General features: G+C 72.0%; 21 protein-coding genes. 12 read left to right on the top strand and 9 right to left on the bottom strand.

What is annotated here, in order from left to right; translation table 11 throughout:
• Positions 1–30 precede the first annotated feature (30 nt).
• A complete protein-coding gene (locus EV378_RS13070; RefSeq protein WP_132424525.1) occupies positions 31–423 on the top strand; it encodes a type II toxin-antitoxin system PemK/MazF family toxin in 393 nt (130 codons plus the stop codon).
• A 135-nt stretch (positions 424–558) separates the two neighbouring features.
• On the opposite strand, the gene EV378_RS13065 is transcribed toward EV378_RS13070, so the two are convergent.
• A complete protein-coding gene (locus tag EV378_RS13065; protein WP_243653429.1) occupies positions 559–1,536 on the bottom strand; it encodes a GlxA family transcriptional regulator in 978 nt (325 codons plus the stop codon).
• A 72-nt stretch (positions 1,537–1,608) separates the two neighbouring features.
• Here EV378_RS13065 and EV378_RS13060 point away from each other — a divergent pair, with 72 nt between their 5' ends.
• Complete coding sequence (locus EV378_RS13060) at positions 1,609–2,913, top strand: MFS transporter (protein WP_424511217.1); 1,305 nt, start codon at positions 1,609–1,611, stop codon at positions 2,911–2,913.
• Positions 2,914–3,012: 99 nt separating this feature from the next.
• Here EV378_RS13060 and EV378_RS13055 read toward each other — a convergent pair whose 3' ends face one another.
• A complete protein-coding gene (locus EV378_RS13055) occupies positions 3,013–4,026 on the bottom strand; it encodes a hypothetical protein (protein WP_207908655.1) in 1,014 nt (337 codons plus the stop codon).
• A 336-nt stretch (positions 4,027–4,362) separates the two neighbouring features.
• Between EV378_RS13055 and EV378_RS13050 the strand changes: the two genes are divergently transcribed.
• The 9 genes from EV378_RS13050 (at position 4,363) to EV378_RS13010 (ending at position 15,677) form a co-directional block, all read left to right on the top strand.
• Complete coding sequence (locus EV378_RS13050) at positions 4,363–4,989, top strand: TetR/AcrR family transcriptional regulator (protein WP_165922268.1); 627 nt, start codon at positions 4,363–4,365, stop codon at positions 4,987–4,989.
• A gap of 81 nt (positions 4,990–5,070) precedes the next feature.
• A complete protein-coding gene (locus EV378_RS13045) occupies positions 5,071–5,829 on the top strand; it encodes an SDR family NAD(P)-dependent oxidoreductase (protein WP_132424516.1) in 759 nt (252 codons plus the stop codon).
• Between the two features lie 4 nt (positions 5,830–5,833).
• A complete protein-coding gene (locus EV378_RS13040) occupies positions 5,834–7,456 on the top strand; it encodes an AMP-binding protein (RefSeq protein WP_165922267.1) in 1,623 nt (540 codons plus the stop codon).
• A 79-nt stretch (positions 7,457–7,535) separates the two neighbouring features.
• Positions 7,536–9,476, top strand: a complete 1,941-nt coding sequence (locus EV378_RS13035; protein ID WP_243653428.1) for a flavin-containing monooxygenase — start codon at positions 7,536–7,538, stop codon at positions 9,474–9,476.
• Positions 9,473–10,567 (top strand): CaiB/BaiF CoA transferase family protein, encoded by a 1,095-nt coding sequence (locus tag EV378_RS13030; RefSeq protein WP_132424511.1) that lies wholly within the window; start codon positions 9,473–9,475, stop codon positions 10,565–10,567. The genes EV378_RS13035 and EV378_RS13030 overlap by 4 nt, the downstream gene beginning before the upstream one ends.
• The gene (locus tag EV378_RS13025; RefSeq protein WP_132424508.1) at positions 10,564–11,367 is read left to right on the top strand and encodes an HpcH/HpaI aldolase family protein; all 804 of its coding nucleotides are present in this window, start codon (positions 10,564–10,566) and stop codon (positions 11,365–11,367) included. The genes EV378_RS13030 and EV378_RS13025 overlap by 4 nt, the downstream gene beginning before the upstream one ends.
• An 86-nt stretch (positions 11,368–11,453) precedes the next feature.
• Positions 11,454–11,675 (top strand): hypothetical protein, encoded by a 222-nt coding sequence (locus EV378_RS13020; protein ID WP_132424505.1) that lies wholly within the window; start codon positions 11,454–11,456, stop codon positions 11,673–11,675.
• 14 nt (positions 11,676–11,689) lie between these two features.
• The gene (locus EV378_RS13015; RefSeq protein WP_132424502.1) at positions 11,690–13,717 is read left to right on the top strand and encodes a hydantoinase/oxoprolinase family protein; all 2,028 of its coding nucleotides are present in this window, start codon (positions 11,690–11,692) and stop codon (positions 13,715–13,717) included.
• 13 nt (positions 13,718–13,730) lie between these two features.
• Entirely contained in the window at positions 13,731–15,677 is a 1,947-nt protein-coding gene (locus tag EV378_RS13010; protein ID WP_243653427.1) for a hydantoinase B/oxoprolinase family protein, read from the top strand.
• 160 nt (positions 15,678–15,837) lie between these two features.
• Here the strand turns inward: EV378_RS13010 and EV378_RS13005 are convergent, their stop codons facing one another.
• The gene (locus EV378_RS13005) at positions 15,838–16,716 is read right to left on the bottom strand and encodes a helix-turn-helix transcriptional regulator (protein WP_243653426.1); all 879 of its coding nucleotides are present in this window, start codon (positions 16,714–16,716) and stop codon (positions 15,838–15,840) included.
• A 273-nt stretch (positions 16,717–16,989) separates the two neighbouring features.
• Here EV378_RS13005 and EV378_RS13000 point away from each other — a divergent pair, with 273 nt between their 5' ends.
• The gene (locus EV378_RS13000) at positions 16,990–17,685 is read left to right on the top strand and encodes a type 1 glutamine amidotransferase domain-containing protein (protein ID WP_132424496.1); all 696 of its coding nucleotides are present in this window, start codon (positions 16,990–16,992) and stop codon (positions 17,683–17,685) included.
• Between the two features lie 65 nt (positions 17,686–17,750).
• Here EV378_RS13000 and EV378_RS12995 read toward each other — a convergent pair whose 3' ends face one another.
• The 6 genes from EV378_RS12995 to EV378_RS12970 are packed head-to-tail and all read right to left on the bottom strand — an operon-like array spanning position 17,751 to position 21,458.
• Entirely contained in the window at positions 17,751–18,077 is a 327-nt protein-coding gene (locus EV378_RS12995) for a metal-sulfur cluster assembly factor (protein ID WP_132424493.1), read from the bottom strand.
• A complete protein-coding gene (locus EV378_RS12990; protein WP_132424490.1) occupies positions 18,077–18,481 on the bottom strand; it encodes an uL22m family ribosomal protein in 405 nt (134 codons plus the stop codon). Before EV378_RS12990 ends, EV378_RS12995 begins: the two co-directional genes overlap by 1 nt.
• The gene (locus EV378_RS12985) at positions 18,478–19,719 is read right to left on the bottom strand and encodes an NAD(P)/FAD-dependent oxidoreductase (protein WP_243653425.1); all 1,242 of its coding nucleotides are present in this window, start codon (positions 19,717–19,719) and stop codon (positions 18,478–18,480) included. Before EV378_RS12985 ends, EV378_RS12990 begins: the two co-directional genes overlap by 4 nt.
• Positions 19,716–20,069: a Rieske 2Fe-2S domain-containing protein gene (locus tag EV378_RS12980; RefSeq protein ID WP_243653424.1), complete on the bottom strand. Its 354-nt coding sequence runs from the start codon at positions 20,067–20,069 to the stop codon at positions 19,716–19,718. The genes EV378_RS12985 and EV378_RS12980 overlap by 4 nt, the downstream gene beginning before the upstream one ends.
• A gap of 26 nt (positions 20,070–20,095) precedes the next feature.
• Positions 20,096–21,139 (bottom strand): ferritin family protein, encoded by a 1,044-nt coding sequence (locus EV378_RS12975; protein ID WP_132424487.1) that lies wholly within the window; start codon positions 21,137–21,139, stop codon positions 20,096–20,098.
• Positions 21,140–21,152: 13 nt separating this feature from the next.
• Positions 21,153–21,458, bottom strand: a complete 306-nt coding sequence (locus tag EV378_RS12970; RefSeq protein ID WP_132424484.1) for an MmoB/DmpM family protein — start codon at positions 21,456–21,458, stop codon at positions 21,153–21,155.
• Between the last annotated feature and the right edge of the window lie 6 nt (positions 21,459–21,464).

Genomic DNA, 21,464 nt, shown 5'->3' with positions numbered 1-21,464 from the left:
CTCTCTTCCGTCCCGGCAGAATCCGGAAACATGACCGCGCGCCGGGCGGCCGGCATCGACCGCCAGGCGCCATACCGGGAGAGCCCCGGCTGGTGCGCCCTTCTCCCTGGACCGGTCTCCCCGACCCGTGGTCAGATCTGGCGCCACGACCCCATCCTCGGGCGAGAGAACCGCTCGAACCTGCGTCTGATCGTCTCCTCCGACTCCATCGATCGGGCCGACCTGCCGACGGCGTTCGCAGTGCACGTTGTGGCGGACGCCAGCGACTCGCTGCTGTTTGTCGCCGTCGACCCCCACGGCTGGGCCGCCGCGGGAACCCTGGAGCAGGTGATGCGCCGACGCCTCACCGAGCAGGTCGGGGTGGTCTCGGACGAGGAGATGGAACAGGTCGACATCGCGCTGCGCGCGTTGCTCGAACTCTGATCAGCACCCGCCGATCGGTTCGACCCGGCTGCTCATCGAGGGCGCAGTGTCCTCAGCACGGCACGACGCCTCGTGGGATCCACGACGAGCTCCGGGCGGAGCTACAGGCCGGCGTCGCCGACGTCACGGGGCCGGTCAGCGGTCAGCGCCCCGGAACCGGCGGCGGTAGGCCAGCGGCGAGAGTCCGACGTCCGCGGCGAGGTGGGACCGCAGCGACGCGGCGGTGCCGAGGCCGGCGGCGACGGCGATCCGGTCGACGGGGAGGTCGCTGTCCTCGAGGAGCGTGCGCGCGCGAGCCACCCGACGGGCGACGAGCCAGGCGTGCGGCGACACTCCGGCCTCGATGCGGAACCGGCGCGTGAACGTCCGCACGCTCATCGACGCGCGGGCGGCGAGCGTGGCGACGTCGAGGGGTTCGTCGAGGTGGTCCAGCGCCCATGCCCTGGCTGCGGCCGTCGACCCGTCGCCGGCGGCGGGCACGGGGGAGTCGATGAACTGGGCCTGCCCACCGTCGCGCCATGGTGCGACGACGAGGTGGCGCGCGACGTCGTTGGCCACCGCGGCGCCGTGGTCGCCGCGCAGTACGTGCAGGCACAGGTCCAGCCCGGCGGCGAGTCCCGCGGACGTGGCGAGGTCGCCGTCGTCGACGAACAGCACGGACTCGTCGACCTCGACGCGCGGGTGCAGCCGGCGCAGCTCGTCGGCGTGGGCCCAGTGCGTCGTGACGCGACGGCCGTCGAGGAGCCCGGCCGCCGCGAGGACGAACGCGCCCGTACAGATCGACATCCACCGTGCGTGCGGTGGTGCGGTCGAGAGGATCTCGAGCACGTCGTCGGACAGGGTGCCGTCCCGGCGGGCGGACTCGTGCCGGGTGCCCGGGACGATCACGGTGTCCGCCTCCGCCAGCGCCTCAGGGCCGTGTTCGAGCTGCAGCGCGAAGCCCGCCGCGGTCGGGACGGTGCGTCCCTCGACGCCGGTGACCCGGACGTCGTAGAGCGGCCGCCCGTCCCGCTCCGCGGTGCCGAACACCTGGGGCGGGATCTGCAGGTCGAACCCGACGACCGGAGCGAACGCGAGCACGACGACGACGTGACGACCGTCGGGCGTGGGCATGGCCGGATTCTTGCACATGTTGGCGTTCCGGCCACTGTTCCGCGGGCGAGCCGACGATGAGACTGCGATGTCGTGACCGATCAGCGCGCCGCACCCGTCGAACCCTCCGTGCGGCCGTCGTTGTGGCCGTGGGCCGTCGCCGCGGCGGCGTTCGTCGCGCTCGTCGGTGCGGCGGGGTTCCGCTCGGCGCCCGGCGTGCTGATCGAGCCGTTGCACGCGGAGTTCGGGTGGTCGACGGCGACGATCTCGTCGGCGGTGTCGGTGAACCTGCTGCTCTACGGCGTCATATCACCGTTCGCGGCGGCGCTGATGGAGCGGCTCGGCATGCGCCGGGTAGTGGCGGGCGCACTGGTGCTGGTCGCCGCGGGCAGCGGGCTGACCGTGTTCATGAACGCGACGTGGCAGCTGGTCCTGCTGTGGGGCGTGCTGGTCGGGGTCGGGACCGGGTCGATGGCGCTCGCGTTCGTCGCGACGGTGACCGGGCGCTGGTTCGTCCGCCGCCGCGGACTGGTCAGCGGGGTGCTGACGGCGGCGCAGGCAGCCGGTGGACTGATCTTCCTGCCGGTGATCGCCTCGCTCGCCGGCTCGGTCGGGTGGCGGCCCGCCTCCCTGGTGATCGCCGGCGCGGCGTTGCTCGTCGTGCCGATCGTGCTGCTGCTCCTGCGCGAGCATCCGCGCGACGTCGGGGCCGTCGCGCACGGTGCGGAACCGGGACAGGTCGCGCCCTCCGTGCAACCGACCGGCGGTGCAGCGCGAATGGCCGTCACGGCACTGCGCGACGCCGCGCGGACCGGGACGTTCTGGCTGCTCGCGGGCGGGTTCGCGATCTGCGGCGCGAGCACGGTCGGGCTCATCGGTACGCATTTCGTCCCGGCCGCGCACGAGCACGGGATGCCCGCGACGACCGCGGCGAGCCTGCTCGCGGTCATCGGGCTGTTCGACGTCGCAGGCACCGTCGTCTCCGGCTGGCTCACCGACCGCTGGGACCCGCGCTTCCTGCTCGCCGTCTACTACTCGCTGCGCGGCGTCTCCCTCCTCGTGCTGCCCGTGGTGCTCGCGCCGACGGCCACCCCGCCGATCTGGGCGTTCGTGATCTTCTACGGGCTGGACTGGGTCGCGACCGTGCCCCCGACCGTCGCCCTGTGCCGGGAGAACTTCGGTGACCGCGGCGCGATCGTGTTCGGCTGGGTGTTCGCCTGCCACCAGATCGGATCGGCCATCGCCGCGAGCGGGGCAGGCCTGATCCACGACCTGACCGGCGACTACGACGGCGCCTGGTGGAGCGCAGGTGCGCTCTGCGTCCTCGCGGCAGTTCTCTCCGTGGCCCTGCGACGCGTTCCGGCGGCCGGCGGACGGACGATGACCGTGCGGTCCTGATCGAACCGGCGAGCCCAGTACCTGCGGCCACCGGCTCGCGTGGAGGGCGGGACCACGTCCCGGATCTGCGGCGTCCTGGTCCGTCGTACCCGGGCCTGCCTACGCGCTGACGGGTGCGGCGGGCTCACCGGTACGACGGACGACCCGAGCGGCGGACACGATCAGTACCACCGCGAACAGTGCGAACACCGTGTTGCCGAGCAGGTCGACGGGGTCGGCGGTCCCGGCGGGGTCGGCGCCCCCCGGGCGATGCGGGAACGCGACCCAGACGTAGGTCAGGAGCGCGCCGGCTGCGAGGCCGAGCCGGTGTGCGGCACCCCAGCCTCGGTACCGCGACCAGCGCGCGACGAGGGTGATTAGCGTGGCGGCCACGACGCACCAGCCGGCCACGCTCACCCACTGGGAGAGCCAGGTCGGCCAGAACATCACCAGGGCGAGCATCAGACTGGTCAGCAGGAGCGCGAGCACCCCGACCGACCACGGGCTCGGTGCCTCGCGCTCGATGCGCCGCCGCGGACGGAACGGGATCACGAACGCGGACACGACCAGCACCCCGATCACCACTGCGGACCCGGCGAGCTGGCCCGCGCCGGCCGCGAAGTGGGACTCCATCCGGCTGCCCAGGCACCAGACGGCCACGCCGAGAGCGAACAGCCCGACGGTGACCGCCAGGCCGACGCGGCCCAGCCACGGCACCGTGCGGCGTTCCGGCACGAACGTCTCCACCATGGCGATCGGCACGCAGATGCTCCAGATCGCGTGCAGGGACAGCACGGCCTGCACGATCGAGACGTTCGTACCGAGTGCGGGGAGGTACGCGTCGCCGGCGAGCGTGACCTGCTCGCTGTACGACGGGTTCCACAGCAGCTGGTCGACCGGCCCCTCCTCGAGCAGCGCGTACGCGACCGCGAGCATCAGGATCGCGGGCCAGCCCCGGCCGGTGCGCCGCACCGTCTCGCGGATCAGCAGCGCGCCGGACCCGTACAGCAGTGCGAACGGCGCCAGCATGTACAGCTGGTCGATGCGCAGGTTGCCGAGCAGGAACTCCCCGGTCAGCGGCGCCAGCAGGAACAACCCCACTGCGGGCGCGACCCGACGGATTCGCTGACGCACGCCTCGATGCTAGGACGCCTGGCGTGTGAGATCGCGCCGCGCTGCCCGGAGGTTGTTCAGGGTCGTCCCCGGTGGTTGCCGGTCGACCTCTCAGCTCGTCGTGGTGGTCGTGAAGACGGCGCGCTCGTGGCTCAGCTCGACGAGTTCGATCAGGGGCAGTACGTACCATCTGGTCGGTATGATGTGAATACGTCCGTGGATCCGGCGCCGGTGTTGTCGTCCCCGGGCGTCGACCCCGACGGGCGGAACCCGGTGACCAGTTCGGCAGGGTGGGGTCGGCCGCGGTACGGCCTCGTACCATGTGGTCGGGTTTCTGGTCGAGGGAAGGAGTGGGTGGTGCCCCGTAAGCCTCCGGAGCGGTCCTACGACCCGGACGAGACTCGCCGGCTCCTGATCGCCGCGGCGTTGGAGCTCTTCGCGGAGAAGGGCTTCCGCGGTACCTCGGTGCAGGAGGTGGCCGATGCGGCCGGCCTGACCAAGGGGGCGTTCTACCACCATTTCCGGACCAAGGACGACGTCCTGCATCTGATCCACGACGAGTTCATCGACCGTGCGCTGGACTCGCAGGAGCGGGCTCTCGCCGACTATTCCTCGCCGTCCGAGCAACTGGCGAAGATGGCGTTCGACACGACCCGGATCTGCATCGACTACCAGAAGCACGTCCGGGTGTTCTTCCAGGAGATCGGCGTCCTGACCGGCGACATCCGGGAGGCGATCCTGGAGAAGCGGCGGCGCTCGACCGCGCTGTTCGAGCAGACGGTGCGGCGCGGGGTCGAGGCCGGCGAGTTCGACCGGCACCTGGACCCGACGGTGGCCGCGCTCGGCCTGCTCGGCATGTGGGTGTGGTCCTACCAGTGGTTCCGCCCGACCGGTCCCCGCGAGGCGAACGAGGTGGCGCGCCAGTTCGCGACGATGACCATGAACAGCGTCGGGGCGCGGCACTCGACCGTCGTGCTGTCCTGACCGTCTGATTGCCTCTTGCGCTCTGACCGCTGGTCGGCTACAAACATTCCGACCAGATGGTATGAAACGAGGTGCGCGAGCATGACGACGACGCTGTCGGGCCAGGTGGCCCTCGTGACCGGCGCGGCGGGTGGGATCGGGCAGTCGATCTGCCGGGGGTTGCGCGACGCCGGCGCCCGGGTCGCCCTGGTCGACGTCGACAAGGCGGCACTCGACGCGGTGGCCGACGAGTGGTCGGGCGACGACGTGGCCACCATCGCAGTCGACCTCACCGACGACGAGGAGACCGCGGCCCTGCCTGCGCGCGTACGTGCGGAGCTCGGTGGCTTGGACGTGCTGGTCAACAACGCCGGGGTGCGCCAGATCGTCCCGATGCTGGAGCTCGAGCCCGCCGACTGGCGCCGCACCTTGGACGTGGACCTGACCGCGCCCTTCGTGCTGTCCCGCGCGGCGATCCCCGGGATGGTCGAGAAGGGCCGCGGGAAGATCGTCAACATCGCGTCGATGGCCGGGCACATGGCGTTCCGGGACCGGGCCGCGTACTGCACGGCCAAGGCCGGGCTGATGATGCTCACCAAGACGATCACCATGGAGTTCGGAGCGAGCGGAATCTGGTGCAACGCTGTCGCACCGGGTGTGGTCGAGACACCGATGACCAGCGCGTACTTCCGATCCGACGAGATGGCCGCGTCGATCAGGGCCAACGCCCCGATGGAGCGCTGGGCGCAACCGGACGAGATCGCCCGGCCGGTGCTGTTCCTGGCGGGTCCGGACTCGGACTATGTGAACGGGACCACCCTGTTCGCCGACGGTGGCTGGACGGCCGGAAAGGGCTACTGACGCCGTGATCACCACCCAGGAACCCGGGTCCGGCATCGTCTCCGGCCTGCTGGCCGAGGTGCCGTTGGCCGAGCGGACCGTCGGCCGGTTGCTCGAACGGGCCGCGCGGTCCCGGCCGGACGACGTGCTCGTCACCCACGAGCGGGTCGACCACACGCTGGCCGACGTGAACCACCGGGTCGACGTGCTCGCGGCCGGCCTGCGGGCGCGTGGTGTCGGGTCCGGAACCCGCGTCGGACTGCTGATGACGACCGGGATCGAGTACCTCTACGGCTGGTTCGCGCTGGCCAAGCTCGGAGCGGTCGAGGTGCCGATCAACACCGCCTATCGCGGAGAACTGCTGGCCCATCAGATGCGCCGCGCGGCGGTGACGCTGGTGATCGCCGACCACGGCACGCTCGCCGACGCCGTCGAGGCCGTCCGCGACCACGTCCCGACGATCACGGAGATCCTGACCTTCCCGGGCGCCTACTCGGATCTGCTCGACGGCGGCCCCGCCACCGTGCACGCGGTCGCCGCGCCGTCCGACGTGGCGTGCGTGCTCTACACCTCCGGCACCACGGGCCCGTCGAAGGGCGTGCTGGTCAGCCAGCACCAGCAGGTCGCGTTCGGGCACCTGTTCGCCGAGATCACCGCTCTGTCGGCGGACGACGTGATGCTCAACTACTCGCCGTTCTTCCACATCTCCGGCAAGTTCACGACGCTGGGCTGCCTGCTGTCCGGCGCGCGGATGGTGCTCCGCACCCGGCTGTCGATCGAACGGTTCTGGGACGAGGCCCGCGAGTACGGCATCACCGGGTTCGTCGCCATCGGCGGGGTCTGCCACATGCTGCACGGGCGCTCGCCGCGACCGGACGACGCGGACAACCCGGTCCGCATCGTCTACGCCGTCCCGGCTCCCGCGGAGATCTACCACGACTTCGAGCAGCGGTTCGGCCTCAAGCTCGTCGAGGCCTACGGCTCGACCGAGACGAACCTGATCGTGAACTCCTCGCTGCAGGAATCGCTGCCCGGCGCCTGCGGACGCCCGAACCCGGTCTTCGACGTCCGTGTCGTCGACGAGTCGGGCGACGAGGTCCAGGACGGTGCGTCCGGCGAGATCGTCGTGAGCTGCACGGATCCGCTGCTGCTGTCGATGGGCTACGACGGGCTGCCGGAGGCGACCGAGGTCGCCTGGAGGGGCGGCCGGTTCCACACCGGGGACCGGGCCGTGCGCGACGCCGGTGGCGCGCTGTGGTTCCAGGACCGGATCAAGGACGCGATCCGCCGCCGCGGCGAGAACATCTCCTCCTACGAGGTCGAGCGCCTCGTGAACGGCCACCCTGCGGTCGCCGAGTCGGCCGCCGTCGGGGCCCCGTCCGAGCTGGGGGAGGAGGAGGTCCGGGTCGCCGTCGTGCTGCGCGACGGGGTCGAGGCCACCCCGGAGGAGCTCTTCCTGCACTACGCCGCGTCCATGCCCTACCACATGGTCCCGCGCTACATCGACATCGTCGACGCGCTGCCACGGACCCCGACCGACAAGGTCGAGAAGTACAAGCTGCGTTCCGCGGGAGTCGGCGAGTCCACATGGGACGCCACCGCCGCAGGGTGGCGCATGACGCGGGACGGACCCGTCCGCACCACCTGACCCGCCCGCACCCCGAAGGTCACGCCACGCGCCCGACCGGCCCGTTGCGCGATCTCCCCTGCCCGACTGGAGGACCGACGTGTCCAGGATCCCGACGCCCGATCGGCCCCTCGACGAGGACCGGCTGCACCGCGCGGTGGCCGCCGCGAACCTGCCGACGCTGGCGATGGTGACCTTCCAGCTCACCGGCGACCACCGCTGGCTGCGCGACCCGTTCCGCCCGACCCGCGGCCCGGGGCTCGGCCCGCACGACTCCGGCGGGCTGGACGCCCCGGAGGCCGACGAGCTGCGCCGCGGCGCGGTCGAGGCGATCACCGCCTGGTCGCGCGGTGCCGAGCCCGCCGTTCCCGCTCCCGAGCCGGATCTGCTGCGCCGCATGCTCTCCACGGCGATGGGCGAGCCGGTTCCCGACGAGTACGAGCGGCTCATGCGCGAGGAGATGGGGTTCGACCCCGACCCCGGTCCGCCCACCGTGTCGGCCGGTGCGGTCGCCGAGCGGGACTTCTCCGTGATCGTGATCGGAGCGGGGGTCTCCGGGATCATCGCCGCCGTGCGGCTGCAGGCGGCCGGCATCCCGTTCACGATCCTGGAGCGCGGCAACGACGTCGGTGGCGTGTGGCGGACCAACACCTATCCCGGTGCCGGCGTCGACACCCCGAGCTACCTCTACTCGTTCTCGTTCCACCCGCGGAACTGGTCGACGCACTTCGGCAAGCGCGACGAGGTCGCCGACTACACCGCCGACGTCGTCGACCACTTCGGACTCCGCGAGCACGTCGAGTTCGGTGTCGACGTCGACGGCGCGACCTGGGACGAGACAGCGCAGCGCTGGACGGTCACCGCAGGAGCGCGTACCTGGACCGCGAGCGCTGTGATCAGTGCGGTCGGGCTGTTCAACACCCCGACCGTGCCGGACCTGCCCGGCGCCGGGTCGTTCCACGGCCCGGTGTTCCACACCGCCGAGTGGCCCGACGATGTCGATCTCACCGGCAAGCGGGTCGCGGTGGTCGGGACCGGAGCCAGCGCGATGCAGGTCGTGCCAGCGGTCGCCGACCGGACCGCGCATCTCACGGTGTTCCAGCGCTCCCCGCAGTGGGTCGCCCCGAACGACGAGTACTTCGCCCCGGTCGGCGACGACGTCCACTGGTTGATGGCCCACGTGCCCTGGTATCACGCCTGGTACCGGTTCCGGCTGGCCTGGGTGTTCAACGACCGCGTGCACGCGTCGCTGCAGATCGACGACACCTGGAACGACCCGCAGCGTTCCCTGAACGCGGCCAACGACGGGCACCGCCGTCACTTCACCCGCTACATCGAACAGCAGCTCGACGGGCGACCCGACCTGATCGAGAAGTGCGTGCCGGACTACCCGCCGTTCGGCAAGCGGATGCTGCTCGACAACGGCTGGTACGCGGCCCTGCGCCGCGACGACGTCGAGCTCGTCACCGAGTCCGTGGCCGGGTTCACCCCGTCCGGCGTGGTCACCGACGGCGGCGAGCAGTACGACGCGGACGTCGTCGTTCTGTCCACCGGCTTCGCCGCACGACGCTACCTGCCGGGAATCCGGATCACCGGCCGCGACGAGCGCGAGCTGCACGACGTCTGGGGCGACGACGACGCCGTCGCGCACCTCGGGATCAGCGTGCCCGGCTTCCCGAACCTGTTCCTGATGTACGGACCCAACACCAACGCCGGCGCGGGCGGCAGCTTCATCTTCGTGGCCGAGTCCCAGGGCCGCTACATCGTCGATCTCCTCGCGACGATGCTGCGCGACGACCTCGGGACGCTCGACTGCCGCCCGCAGGCGCTCGACCGGTGGAGGTCCGACGTGGACGCCGCGCACGAGCGGATGGTCTGGAGCCACCCCGGGATGAGTACCTACTACCGCAACTCCCGGGGTCGGGTCGTCACGAACTCGCCGTATCGCGTCGTGGACTACTGGGCCATGACCCGAGAAGCGGATCTCGACGACTTCACCTCGACCCCCGCCGTCCGGCCGCAGCACTCGAGGGCGTCGTGACCGCCGGGCCGCTCGACCGCCTTCGGGTCGTCGAGCTGGGCGGCATCGGACCGGTCCCGCACGCGGCGATGGTCCTCGGCGACCTCGGCGCCGACGTCGTCCGCATCCAGCGTCCCGGTGGGTTCACGATCACCGACCCGGAGCGGGACCACCTGCTGCGCAGCCGCCGCACCCACGTCCTCGACCTCAAGGACCCCGCGCAGCGGGACGAGGTCCGCGAGCTGACCGACCACGCCGACGTCGTGTTGGAGGGCTTCCGGCCCGGTGTCGCGGAACGGCTCGGACTCGGCCCCGACGAGCTGACCGGCCGCAACCCGGCCCTGGTCTACGGCCGGATGACCGGCTGGGGTGGCGACGGCCCGCTGGCCGGCGCCGTCGGGCACGACATCAACTACATCGCCGCGAACGGCACCCTGCACGCGATCGGCCCGGCAGCGGAGCCGCCGGTCGCGCCGCTCAACCTCGCCGGAGACTTCGGCGGCGGATCGATGCTGCTGCTGACCGGCGTGCTCGCCGCGCTGTGGGAGCGGCAGAGCTCCGGCCGGGGGCAGGTCGTGGACGCCGCGATGATCGACGGATCGGCCCTGCTGATGCAGGCCGTCTGGGCCTGGCGGGGCTCCGACCGGTGGGACGACGGGCGGGAGGCGAACCTGCTCGACGGCGCCGCCCCGTACTACCGCTGCTACCGCTGTGCCGACGACCGCTTCGTCGCCGTCGGGGCGATCGAGCCCGCGTTCTACGCCGACCTGCTCAAAGGTCTCGGCCTGATCGGCGAGGACCTCCCGGACCAGGACGACCGCGCCGCATGGCCCGCACTGCGGGAGCGGTTCGCCGCCGAGTTCGCGTCCCGCCCGCGTGATGACTGGGCTGCCGTGTTCGCCGACCTGGACGCCTGCGTGACCCCGGTGCTGACCTTCTCCGAGGCCGCGGACCACCCACACGCCCACGCCCGCGACGCGTTCGTCGAGCTCGAGGGCATCGTCCAGCCGGCGCCGGCCCCGCGGTTCTCCCGCACCGCCCCGGGAACGCCGACCGCGCCGCAACCGCCGTCCGAGATCCAGGACACGCTCGTTCGCTGGACCGCGCCGTGACGGCGGCCCCGGGTGCTCGGGCCTCCTCGACGCTCACGGCTGCGCTCGACGAGCGCGGCTGCGCCATCGGCACGTGGGTCCAGATGAACAGCCCCGAGACGGGCGAGCTGGCCGCCGCCGCGGGCTTCGACGTCGTGGTCGTCGACATGGAGCACGGCGCGCTCGACCTGCCCGCGGTCGCGGGCATGGTCCGGGCCGTACAGGGTCGCGGCGCGGATGCCGTCGTTCGCGTCCCGGCGGTCGAGGCCACGACCATCGGACGGGTACTCGACACCGGTGCCCGCGGTGTCCTCGTCCCCGGAGTCCGCAGCGCCGACGACGCCCGGCGCGTCGCCGCAGCTACCAGGTTCCCTCCCGCCGGGAACCGCGGCGCCTGCCCGTACGTGCCCTCGCTCGATCACGGACTACTCGCTTGGGACGAGGCTCCGGCACCGCACGTCTGGCTGCTGATCGAGCACCCGGACGCCGTCGCCGAGATCGAGATCCTCGCCCGGGAGGCCGCCGGAGCCGGGGTGACCGCGCTGGTCATGGGCCCGTTCGACCTGGCCGTCGCGATGGGCCACAGCGGTGACCACGCCCATCCGGACGTCCGGGCCGCCCTCGACCGCGTCCTGGCGGCCGCGGCCGGCGAGGGTCTCGACTGCGTCGCCGTCACGCTCGAGTCCGACGCCGACGCGTCGGCCGAGCCCGTCGCCCGATGGCGCGCGGCGGGCTGCCGCATCGCGACCGCGCTGCTCGACCGGCACACGCTGGCCGGCGCCTACCGGCACACGCTGGAGGTGATCGCAGCCGGCCGATGAGCCGATCTCCCGGCGCGGCACTCCCGTGTCGCCGTGACATTCCAACCGGCCGGAACGACCGGCCTCGTCGACGAAGGAGTCGCTGCATGCCCCCATTCCCCCGACCCGAGGAACCGACCGTCTCGCTGGTGAAGGAGCCGGTCGACGGGTCCTGCCCCGCGTGCTCGGCGGCCGAGCTCCGCCGCTACCCCGTGAACTCCGAGGGCGGCTGGTTCCAGGTCGTCAAGTGCCAGAACTGCCTGCACTCGGTGAGCCGCGAGCGGTGGAACCTGTTCGGCTCGCTGCAGCTGCTGGCCGACACGATCTGAAGGAGGAGAAGGCCATGATCGCAGTCGATGTGGGCGGCACGTTCACCGATGTCGTCGCCCTGGAGAACGGACGCATCCGCACGGCGAAGGTCTCGACCGACCCGACCACCGCGTACGGGCCGGTGCTCGCCGGTGCCGCCGAGCTGGGCGTCGAGAACGCCGCGGTGTTCAACCACGCCAGCACCCACGGCCTCAACGCCGTGATCACCCGCAACCTCCCCAAGATCGGGTTCCTGACCACGGAGGGCCACCGCGACGTCCTCGACCAGGGCCGCACGTGGCGGCCCGCGTCGGCGATGCTGAACCCGCGGTGGCGGCGCAGCTTCGGCGACGCCGGCCGTCCGCTGGTCCCCCGCTACCTCCGCCGCCCGGTGCACGAGCGGGTGCTGGCCTCCGGCGACGTCCTGTTCGGACTCGACGAGGTGCAGGCCCGTGCGCAGCTGGCCGTGCTGCGCCGGTGCGGCGTCACCGGCGTCGCGATCTGCCTGCTCAACTCCTACGTCAACCGCGCCCACGAGGAGCGGCTGCGCGAGCTCGTCCGCGAGGAGCTCGGTGACGTGCCGTGCTCGATCTCCAGCGAGGTCTCCCCGCTGGCCAAGGAGTACGCGCGGGCGTCGACCACCGTCGTCGACACGTTCATGAAGATCATCTACAGCGCGTACTCCGACGAGCTCGGCAAGGGCCTGGCCGAGCTGGGCTTCACCGGCCAGCTCAACTACGCCGACTGTGCCGCGACGCTCGTCCCGGCCGAGCGCGCGATGGAGCAGCCGTTCCGGATCGTGTTCTCCGGCCCGGCCGCGGGCACCGTCGCCTGCGCGCACTTCGGCGCGCTGATCGACGAGCGGAACCTGCTCTGTGCCGACGTCGGCGGCACCTCGTGCGACATCAGCGTCGTGACCGGGGGCGAGCCGACCGTGAACACCACGTTCGAGCTCGAGCACGACCTGATCGTCAACTCGCTGGCGATCGACGTGTCCAGCATCGGCGCCGGCGGCGGCAGCCTGGTCACCGTCGGCTCGGCCGGCGAGATCCAGGTCGGGCCGGGCAGCGCCGGCGCGGAGCCGGGACCCGCCTGCTACGGGCGCGGCGGCGATCGCCCGACCACGACCGACACCTGCCTGCTGGCCGGGATCCTCGACGGCGACCACTTCGCAGGCGGGCGCTTCTCGCTCGACGTCGAGCGCTCCCGCGCCGCCTTCGAGGCACTGGACTGCGACTTCACCTTCGCCCAGCGGGTTCGCTACGCCTACGAGATGGGCGTGAACAACATCGCCGAGGGCGTGTTCAACATCGCCATCAAGCACGGCGTCGACCCGCGCGACTACAGCCTCGTCGCCTACGGTGCGGCCGGCCCGATGCTGCTGCCCGCCCTGCTCGACCTGATCAAGTGCAAGCAGGTCGTCGTCCCGCCGAACCCGGGACTGTTCTCCGCGCTCGGGCTGCTTTCCACCGACCAGGTGTTCACCGCCAACCGCAGCGCCTACACCGTGCTCACCCAGGACGCCGCCGAGAGCGTCGACGCCCTGTTCTCCGAGATGGAGGAGCAGCTGCGCGAGCGGGTCGGGCAGGCCCGCGACGTCACGTTCGCCCGAAGCTTCGACGGCCGGCTGGTCGGCCAGAGCTGGGAGACCCCGTTCGTCCCGGTGCCCGACGGCCGGCTGGACGCGGTCGCCGTGACATCGATGATCGCGAACTTCCACGACACCTACGAGCAGCACACCGGCAACCGCTTCGAGGTCATGCCGGTCGAGGGCGTCACCTACCGGGTCCGGGCGATCCTCGGTACCGAGAAGGTCGACTACCCGCTCGTGCCCACCCGAGGCGGTGCCGACGGCGACCTGACACCGACACGGCACACCACGCTGCGCTACCTGACCGACACCGAACAGCAGGCGCCGGTCTACGACCGGGCCCACCTGCGCGCCGGCGACGTCGTCACCGGCCCCGCGATCATCGACGAGAGCCTGTCCACCACCCACGTCGGTGCCGGGCAGAGCGCGCTCGTCGGCCCCTACGGCGAGCTCGTCGTCACGAGGAAGTGAGAAGGGTACCGACGTGACCACCACCGACCTGCCAGACGTCCGACTCCGGAACATGTCCGACGCGGAGTTCACCCGTCGCTACGCGACCGACCGGTTCACCGCCTCGGTCATCACCAACCGGCTGCACTACGTCGTCGAACACATGTCGACCGGCTTCCTGCGCGAGGCGTTCTCCCCGATCATCCGCGACTGGTACGACTTCGCCTGCACCATCAGCGGCCCACCCGAGCAGGACTACCCGATGTCGGTGGTCAGCAACAGCCTCGTGGTGTTCCTCGGCACGATGGGCGATGCCGTGCGCAACACCGTCATCGAGTACGGGCCGGAGAACCTGCGCCCCGGTGACGTGCTGATCGGCAACGATCCGTACCGCACCGGTACCCACGTCAACGACATCCTGTTCATCCATCCGGTCTTCCACGACGACCGCATCGTCGCGTTCGTCAACATCCGAGCCCACCAGCTCGACATGGGCGGCACCGTGCCCGGCGGATTCTCCGGCACGAAGAACAACAAGTACGAGGAAGGCCTGACCATCCCTCCGGTGCTGCTCTACAGCGCAGGCAAGCCGGTCCGGTCGACGTTCAGCCTGATCTTCGACAACTCCCGCTTCGGCGACATCCTGCTGCCCGACTTCAAGTCCTGCTACCAGCAGCTGCACCTCGGAGCCCGCCTGATCCGGGAGAACCTGGACCGCTACGGCGCCGAACCGCTGCTCGGCACGCTCCGGTACGCGGTGGACACGTCCGCCGAACGGATGCGGGAGGCGATCGCCCGGATCCCCGACGGCGACTACGTCGGCACCGGGCTCGTCGACGCCGACGGCCTCGACGACACCGAGGAGTTCCGGATCAAGGTCACGCTCATCAAGCGTGGCGAGCACATCGAGGCCGAGCTGTCCGGCACCTCCCGGCAGGCTCGCACGTCGATCAACGCGAGCATGCTCGACTCGAAGACCGCCGTCGGCGTGGCGATCACGATGCTGCTCGACCCCTCGACGCCGTTCACCAGCGGCACCTGGCGCACCATCGACATGGCCTGCCCACCGGGGTCGCTGCTCAACGCCATGCCGCCCAGCGGCGCCAGCATGATGTTCTGGGAGATCACCACGACGCTTGTCTGCGCCGTGTTCGACGCGCTGAACCCGGTGCTGGGCGAGCGTGCCGTCGCCGGCGACTACGGCTCGTTGAGCCTGCACAACGCGACCGGAGTGCTCCCCGACGGGACACCGTGGGCGACCGCGGCGCAGTGCGGCGGCGAGCACGGTCCGTGGGGCGCGACCGGTGACGGGGACGGCGACAGCTACACCGTGCTGTTCATGCTCAACAACCTCGACCCGGCCACCGAGGCGATCGAGCACGACGTGCCGGTCGTGCTCCTGCGCAAGGAAGCGACCGTCGACACCGCCGGCCCCGGGTTCAACCGCGGCGGCGCCGCGACCATGCGGGACAGCCTCTGGCTCACCGATGCCTCGGCCTACTGCTCGCCGTTCCGCACGAAGGTCCCGAGCGGGGTCGGCGCGCACGGCGGTGGCGACGGCAAGCTCGGCGCGGTCTGGATGTTCCCGCCCGACGCCGCGCGGATCCGGGAACGCGGCGGGCTGGTTCCGCACGCGCCGGACGTCTACGGCGGAACCGTCCCGGTCGGCGGGATGCTGGACCCGACGACCAAGGAACTCGACCCGCAGGGCCGGTACTTCTACTTCGCCTCGCAGCCGTCCTGGGACTCGAAGGCCGGCGCGATGTTCCGCTACCTGACCAACGGCGGCGGAGGCTGGGGCGACCCGCGCACCCGCGACCCCGAGCGCGTCCTGCGCGACGTCCGCGACGGGTACGTCAGCGTCGTGGGCGCGAAGGCCGACTACGGCGTCGTCGTGCTCGGCGACCCGGACGACGACCCGGAGGGAATCACGGTCGACGCGGACGCGACCCGCGCACTGCGCGACGACGTCGCGGGGTAGTCGATCCACGGCCCCGGTGCGGAGAGCGTCCCGCGATCGCCCTCCGTGCCGGGGCCGACTCTCGCCGGCGTGCGGCGACGAACGACGTCTCGGGAGCAGACGTCCACCGGCACCGGTCACGCCTGGCCGACCGAGCCCGTCCACCGGGTCCGGAACGCCGTCAGGCCGGAGGGCCTGCCGACCGGTCGCGGGTCGTGGACGTCAGCGTCCAGCTGGCCAGGATGTCCATCGCCTGGCGGGACGACGACCCGGCCTCGGTGGTGTAGACGTAGAGCGTGGTGTCCGGGTCGCCGGGCAGCAGGAGCGTCTCGTAGTCGACGGTGACCTCGCCGACGACCGGGTGGTGCAGCGTCTTGGATCCGTGGGTGCGCTGGTAGACGCGGTGGTCGTCCCACCACCGGGCGAACTCGGGGCTGCGCGAGCGCAGCTCGACGACCAGCGCCGTGGTCGCGCGGTCGGACGGGTCGTTCCCGACGTCGAGTCGGAGGTTCTCGACGAGCACGCGGGCGTTGGTCTCCCAGTCGGCGAACAGGGCCCTGGCCTGCTCGTCGAGGAACATCCAACGCGTGTAGTTGCGCTCCGGGCCCGGGAACCGCTCGAAGTCGGTGAACAGCGCGGCGCCCATGCGGTTCGCGGCCAGGACGTCGGTCCGCCTGCCCAGCAGCAGCGCCGGCTGGCCGTCGAGCGAGTCGAGCAGCTGGCGCAGGCCGGGGCGGACGCGCTGGACGCCCTGCGGGCGCCTGCCCGCGGCGCCGGAGCGTCTCCCGATCAGGTCCGCCAGGTGCGCCCGGCCTGCGGCGTCGAGCTCCAGCGCGCGGGCCACGGCGTCGACGACGGCGGCCGAGGGCTGGATCCGCCTGCCCTGCTCGAGGCGTGCGTAGTAGTCGGTCGAGATCCCGGCGAGGAGCGCGACCTCCTCGCGGCGCAGCCCCGGGACCCGACGAACGCGACCGTCGGCGGGGAGCCCGGCCCGCGTGGGGTCGCACTGGCTGCGTGCGCGGCGCAGGAAGTCGGACAGTTCCGGGTTGACGTCGGCCACACCTCGATCATCCGCCCGTACGCGCGGCCTGTCAGCGTCCGAGGTGGGCCTGGGAGTCCTCGTCACGGCGGTACCAGGTCGAGCAGGGCTCATCATGCGTCCCCGAGCCGGTGGCCGCGGCGCGAGGCTTGAACCACGCCGCGGCCACGACGCGGCGCCACCCAGGACGGACGACCCCGACCGGCCGCCCCCCGCGAAGGGGGCGGCCCGTGAGCCCCCCGGCTCACCGGCGTCGCCCGTCCGACCTGCACCGATCGCTACGAGAGGACGAGCATGTCCACGATCCTGATCGTCATGTCCGCTGCGGACACCTGGGTCCGCAACGACGGGTCCGCCTACCCGACCGGCTACTGGGCCGAGGAGCTCGCGGCGCCGCACAAGATCTTCGTCGACGCCGGTCACACGGTGGACTTCGCCTCCCCGGGCGGGGTCCTGCAGCCGTTGGACAAGCACAGCGCCGATCCGGCGATCGCGGGCGAGGACTGCGGGCAGTACGTCGAGCACGCGGAGAAGGCGCTCGCCGCGTTCGGGCCCCTGCTGAGGCTGTCCGACGTCGCGCTCGACGACTACGACGCGATCGTCCTGCCCGGCGGGCACGGTCCGGTCGTCGACCTGTTCGAGGACCGGGACCTCGGCCGGCTCCTGCTGGGCGCCGACGACGCGGGCAAGCTGATCGGTGCCGTCTGCCACGGCCCGGCCGCCCTGCTCAGCGCTGTCGACGACGCGGGCGAGTGGCGGTTCGCCGGTCGCAGGCTCACCGCGTTCACCGACGAGGAGGAGGAGATGTTCGGCACCGCAGAGGGGGCGCCGTGGCTGCTCGCCAGCCGGCTGCGTGAGCGGGGCGCCCTGCACGAGGGCGGTGCCGCGTACCAGGCCTACTCGGTGCGCGACGGGAACCTGTTCACCGGGCAGAACCCGGCGTCGAGCGCCCCGATGGCGAACGCGATCGTCGAGGCGTTGGCGTCCTGACGCACGACGACGGACGGGCCGGCCGCTGGATCAGCGGCCGGCCCGTCCGGGTCCGGGTGTCGTCGTCACAGGGTGAAGCCGATGGCGCTGAGCTGGTCGCGCCCGTCCTCCGTGATCCGGGCCGGGGTCCACGCCGGGACGAAGACCCATTCCACGTCGACGGCGGTGGCCAGGCCGGTGTCGACCAGCGCGGCCCGGATCTGGTCCTCGATCACGCCGGTGAGCGGGCAGGCCGGTGAGGTCAGCGTCATCCTCAGGCTGACGCGGCCGTCCGGGCCGGACTCGATCGCGTACAGGAACCCGAGGTCGACGACGTTCACACCCAGGTCCGGGTCGATCACGTCGAACAGGGCGTCCCGCAGCCGGTCGGTCCCGACGGTGCTCGCGGTCATCACGGCTCCTCCCGTTCCACTCGCACGTCGGTCAGCTCGACCCGCACGGACGTCGTCCGCGTGGTGATCCAGTCGGCACGGCCGTGGGCCAGCCGCCGTACCCGGGTGATCGCTTCCCCGTCACCGACCTCGAAGCCGGTGACGACCAGCGCGTCCTCGTCGACGCCGGACGTCGACCTCGCTCGTGCGACGGCCTGCTCGACGACCCTCGCGACCTCGACGCACACGGAGCCGGCGGCGAACCGCAGTGTCGCCACCGCGTCCGGGGCGCGCATCCCGTCCACCCGTTCCAGCACCCGCAGGGCCTGTCGCGGATCGACCCTGGCCTGGTTCGTCCGCCCGACGTACACCCGGCTCGGGCCGGGGTCGGCCCGCGCGGACGGTTCGACGACGGCGCTGCTCATGTCCGTTCCCTCTCTGCCGTGGCGAGCTTCTTCAGGCTCACCGAGGTGTCGGCCAGCTCGGTCGCCGTGACCTGCCGTCCGGAGGCGATCAGCCGTCGCCCGCCGAGGATGTCGGTGGCGCGGTCGAACGCGAACACCGACCGGGCCCGCCCGTCGGCCAGCGAGACGACCGAGAAGCACCGCTCGTCGAGCGAGCCCCGCACGACCGACCCGTCGCACCCGTCGGCCCGGCCGATCTGCTGCAGGCTGAACTCGTACTGGTCGGACCAGAACCAGTGCAGGTCGTCGTACGGCTCGGTGTCGCCGTGCAGCATGCTGCGGGCAGCCGCGGCGCCCTGGCGCACCGCGTGGTCGTGGTGCTCGACCCGCACCGGTCGCGGGTAGGCGGGATGCTCGTGTGCCGCGACGTCCCCGGCCGCGTACACGTCGGGGGCCGAGGTGCGGCAGAACCGGTCCACCAGGATGCCGCCGGTCGCCTCGTCGACCGCGATGCCCGCGCCCGCGGCCAGGCCGGTGGCCGGCGTCAGGCCCAGCGCGACCACGACCGTCGCACACTCGATCGGCCCGGTGGTGGTGTGCACGACGGCACCGTCCGCCCCGGACTCGATCGTCTCGATCGTCTCGCCGGTGCGGACGGTGACCCCGCGCTCCCGGTGGAGCTCGGCGACCACGGAACCCGCCTGGTCCCCGAGGACGCGCTGCAGCGGGACCCGTCCGGCCTCCAGCATCGTCACGTCGACGCCGAGCTCCCGAGCCGACGCCGCGATCTCGCACCCGATGAAGCCGCCGCCGACGACGACCAGCGGATCTCCGGGCGCCAGCCGCCCGGCCAGCGCCTCGGCATCCCCGACCTCGCGCAGGCACAGCACCCGTTCGGACTCCGGTACCGGCAGCCGCCGGGCGGTGCCGCCGGTGGCCAGCAGGAGGCGGTCGTAGGCGATCCGCCGTCCTCCGGTGAGCCGCACGACGTGGCCGGGCACGTCGACCGACTCCGCCCGGGTGTCCAGCACGAGCTCGACGCCGTTCTCGTCGTACCACTGCGGCGGGTGCAGCAGCAGCTCCGCGCGGCCGCATGCACCGGTGAGGAAGCCCTTGGAGAGCGGGGGCCGTTCGTAGGGCGGCATCCCCTCGGCGGACACCACGGTCACCGCCCCGTCGTAACCCGCCCTGCGGAGCGCGGCGGCGGCCGATGCCGCCGCCGCGCCGCCGCCGACGATCACGAACCGGGACCCGGTCATCCGGACACCGAGACCGAGATCTCGCCGGCCTCGACCTTGACCGGGAACCGGGTCAACGCGCAGTCGTCGGGGTTGATGCCCTTGCCCGTGACGGCGTCGAACTCCCACAGGTGACGGGAGCAGGTGAGCGTCCCGTCCTCGAACTCGCCCTCGTCGAGGGCCCAGTCCTGGTGCGGGCACCGGTTCCGGTACGCCCGGATCTCGCCGTCGACGTTCAGCAGCAGCACCTTCTCGCCGTCGACGGTGACGCCGACCATGTCTCCTTCCCACAGGTCGTCCTCGGCGAACGCGGGAGTCCAGCTCCGAGCGGCGCTCGACGGACCGGGCGAGACGTCGTTCACGGGGGCCACGGATCTCCTCCTCCTCTGCTGTCGTCTCAGCCGGCCGTGGCCGGCACCAGCCCGAGCTCGGCGTGGAACCGGGTGCGGGCGTCCCGGGCCTGGTCCGCCACGACGCCCGCCGCCCGGCCGCGTTCCGGCAGCGTCTCGAGCAGCGTGCCAAGCGACTCCGCCGCGGCGTCCGCCCTCGGGCTCCACCTCGCGATCCACTTCCCGAGGACGTCGGCGTTGGCGGGCCGGTGCTCCACGGCGTAGCGCGCGAGGGCCGCCGACCAGCGGGCCCGGCGCTCCGTGTCCCGGCTCAGGTAGGAGTTGAGCAGCCAGGTCAGCTCGTCCCCGTTCTCCCGTGCCACGTCGCCGAACTGGCGCAGCAGCACGTCGTCGAGGGTGGGCAGCAGGACCAGGTTGACCGCGGTGAACGCCTCGGCCCAGTCGTAGGAGATCAGCGCGAGCTCGACCGCCTCGCGGGTGGGCTGCCATCCCTGCGCGCGCTCCCACACCTCGCGCTCCCCGGTGCCGAAGCCACCCTCCGGGTGGGCGAGCTGGAGCTCGCGGGTCCGGTACGCCACCCGCGTCACCCGGCGCAGCAGGTCCGCCGTGCCGAGGGCGGCGGCGTTGGTGATGTAGGGCGACGGTGCGACGTAGCCGAGGTACGCCTCGATCTTCTGCAGCCCGTGCAGCGGGTAGCGCTGCGGGGTGAGCAGGTGCGCCAGCACGTGCCGCCACCGCTCGCCGAGCGTGGCATCGGCACCGGCCTCCGCGTACTGCTCGAGCAGGCCGTTGACCTGACTCTCCTGCTCGTCCTGGAGCGCGACGTAGGAGCGGTAGGTCTGGGCGTCCGGGTCGCGGAACCCGCCCCAGTCCTCGACCTGCAGCGGAGACTTGTCCCGGTAGGTGGTCAGCCACAGGTTCCCTGGAGAGGACGGGTTGCCCTCCAGCGGGGCCTTGCGGCCCGATCGCAGCGTCCAGTTGGCGCCCTCGGTGACGATCTCGTACTCGCTGGGACGCTTGCGGATGTCGCCGAACGCGCTCCAGGTTCGCAGTCGCTTGCCGGCCGGCGGGGCCGACGGTGTCTCGGTCATGGTCGTGTTCCTCTCAGCGGGCCGCGGTGGTCGTGGCGGCGCGCCGGCCGAGCGACCACTCGATGGCGTCGCTGCTGGTGTTGATCCGGCCCGAGAACGACGACAGCATGCCCTCGAGGGATCGGATCTCGAACGCCTCACCGAGGTGTCGCTTCAGCGACACCGCCGTCACCCTCAGGTGACCGGAGGCCTGGACCCGGACGTACGCGCCGCGGTCGATGACCTCGATCTCGCGGTCCGGGTTGTCGTCCTCGATGGCCGCGACGACGAGCTCGACGTCGTCGCCCATGCGCAGGACGGGGCCGACGGGGTTGTCCATGGGTCT

Origin of the sequence: Pseudonocardia endophytica, from assembly GCF_004339565.1 — a bacterium.
Classification (GTDB): domain Bacteria; phylum Actinomycetota; class Actinomycetes; order Mycobacteriales; family Pseudonocardiaceae; genus Pseudonocardia; species Pseudonocardia endophytica.
The sequence above is the reverse complement of the archived record's forward strand: the minus strand, read 5'-3'. Positions and strand labels throughout refer to the sequence as shown.

What these genes read in the sequence shown, in the direction of transcription:
- EV378_RS13070 (WP_132424525.1), top strand. Translation starts at nt 31, where the DNA reads ATGACCGCGCGCCGGGCGGCCGGCATCGACCGCCAGGCGCCATACCGG.
- EV378_RS13065 (WP_243653429.1), bottom strand. Translation starts at nt 1,536, where the DNA reads ATGCCCACGCCCGACGGTCGTCACGTCGTCGTCGTGCTCGCGTTCGCT.
- EV378_RS13045 (WP_132424516.1), top strand. Translation starts at nt 5,071, where the DNA reads ATGACGACGACGCTGTCGGGCCAGGTGGCCCTCGTGACCGGCGCGGCG.
- EV378_RS13020 (WP_132424505.1), top strand. Translation starts at nt 11,454, where the DNA reads ATGCCCCCATTCCCCCGACCCGAGGAACCGACCGTCTCGCTGGTGAAG.
- EV378_RS13015 (WP_132424502.1), top strand. Translation starts at nt 11,690, where the DNA reads ATGATCGCAGTCGATGTGGGCGGCACGTTCACCGATGTCGTCGCCCTG.
- EV378_RS13000 (WP_132424496.1), top strand. Translation starts at nt 16,990, where the DNA reads ATGTCCACGATCCTGATCGTCATGTCCGCTGCGGACACCTGGGTCCGC.
- EV378_RS12995 (WP_132424493.1), bottom strand. Translation starts at nt 18,077, where the DNA reads ATGACCGCGAGCACCGTCGGGACCGACCGGCTGCGGGACGCCCTGTTC.
- EV378_RS12990 (WP_132424490.1), bottom strand. Translation starts at nt 18,481, where the DNA reads ATGAGCAGCGCCGTCGTCGAACCGTCCGCGCGGGCCGACCCCGGCCCG.
- EV378_RS12985 (WP_243653425.1), bottom strand. Translation starts at nt 19,719, where the DNA reads ATGACCGGGTCCCGGTTCGTGATCGTCGGCGGCGGCGCGGCGGCGGCA.
- EV378_RS12975 (WP_132424487.1), bottom strand. Translation starts at nt 21,139, where the DNA reads ATGACCGAGACACCGTCGGCCCCGCCGGCCGGCAAGCGACTGCGAACC.
- EV378_RS12970 (WP_132424484.1), bottom strand. Translation starts at nt 21,458, where the DNA reads ATGGACAACCCCGTCGGCCCCGTCCTGCGCATGGGCGACGACGTCGAG.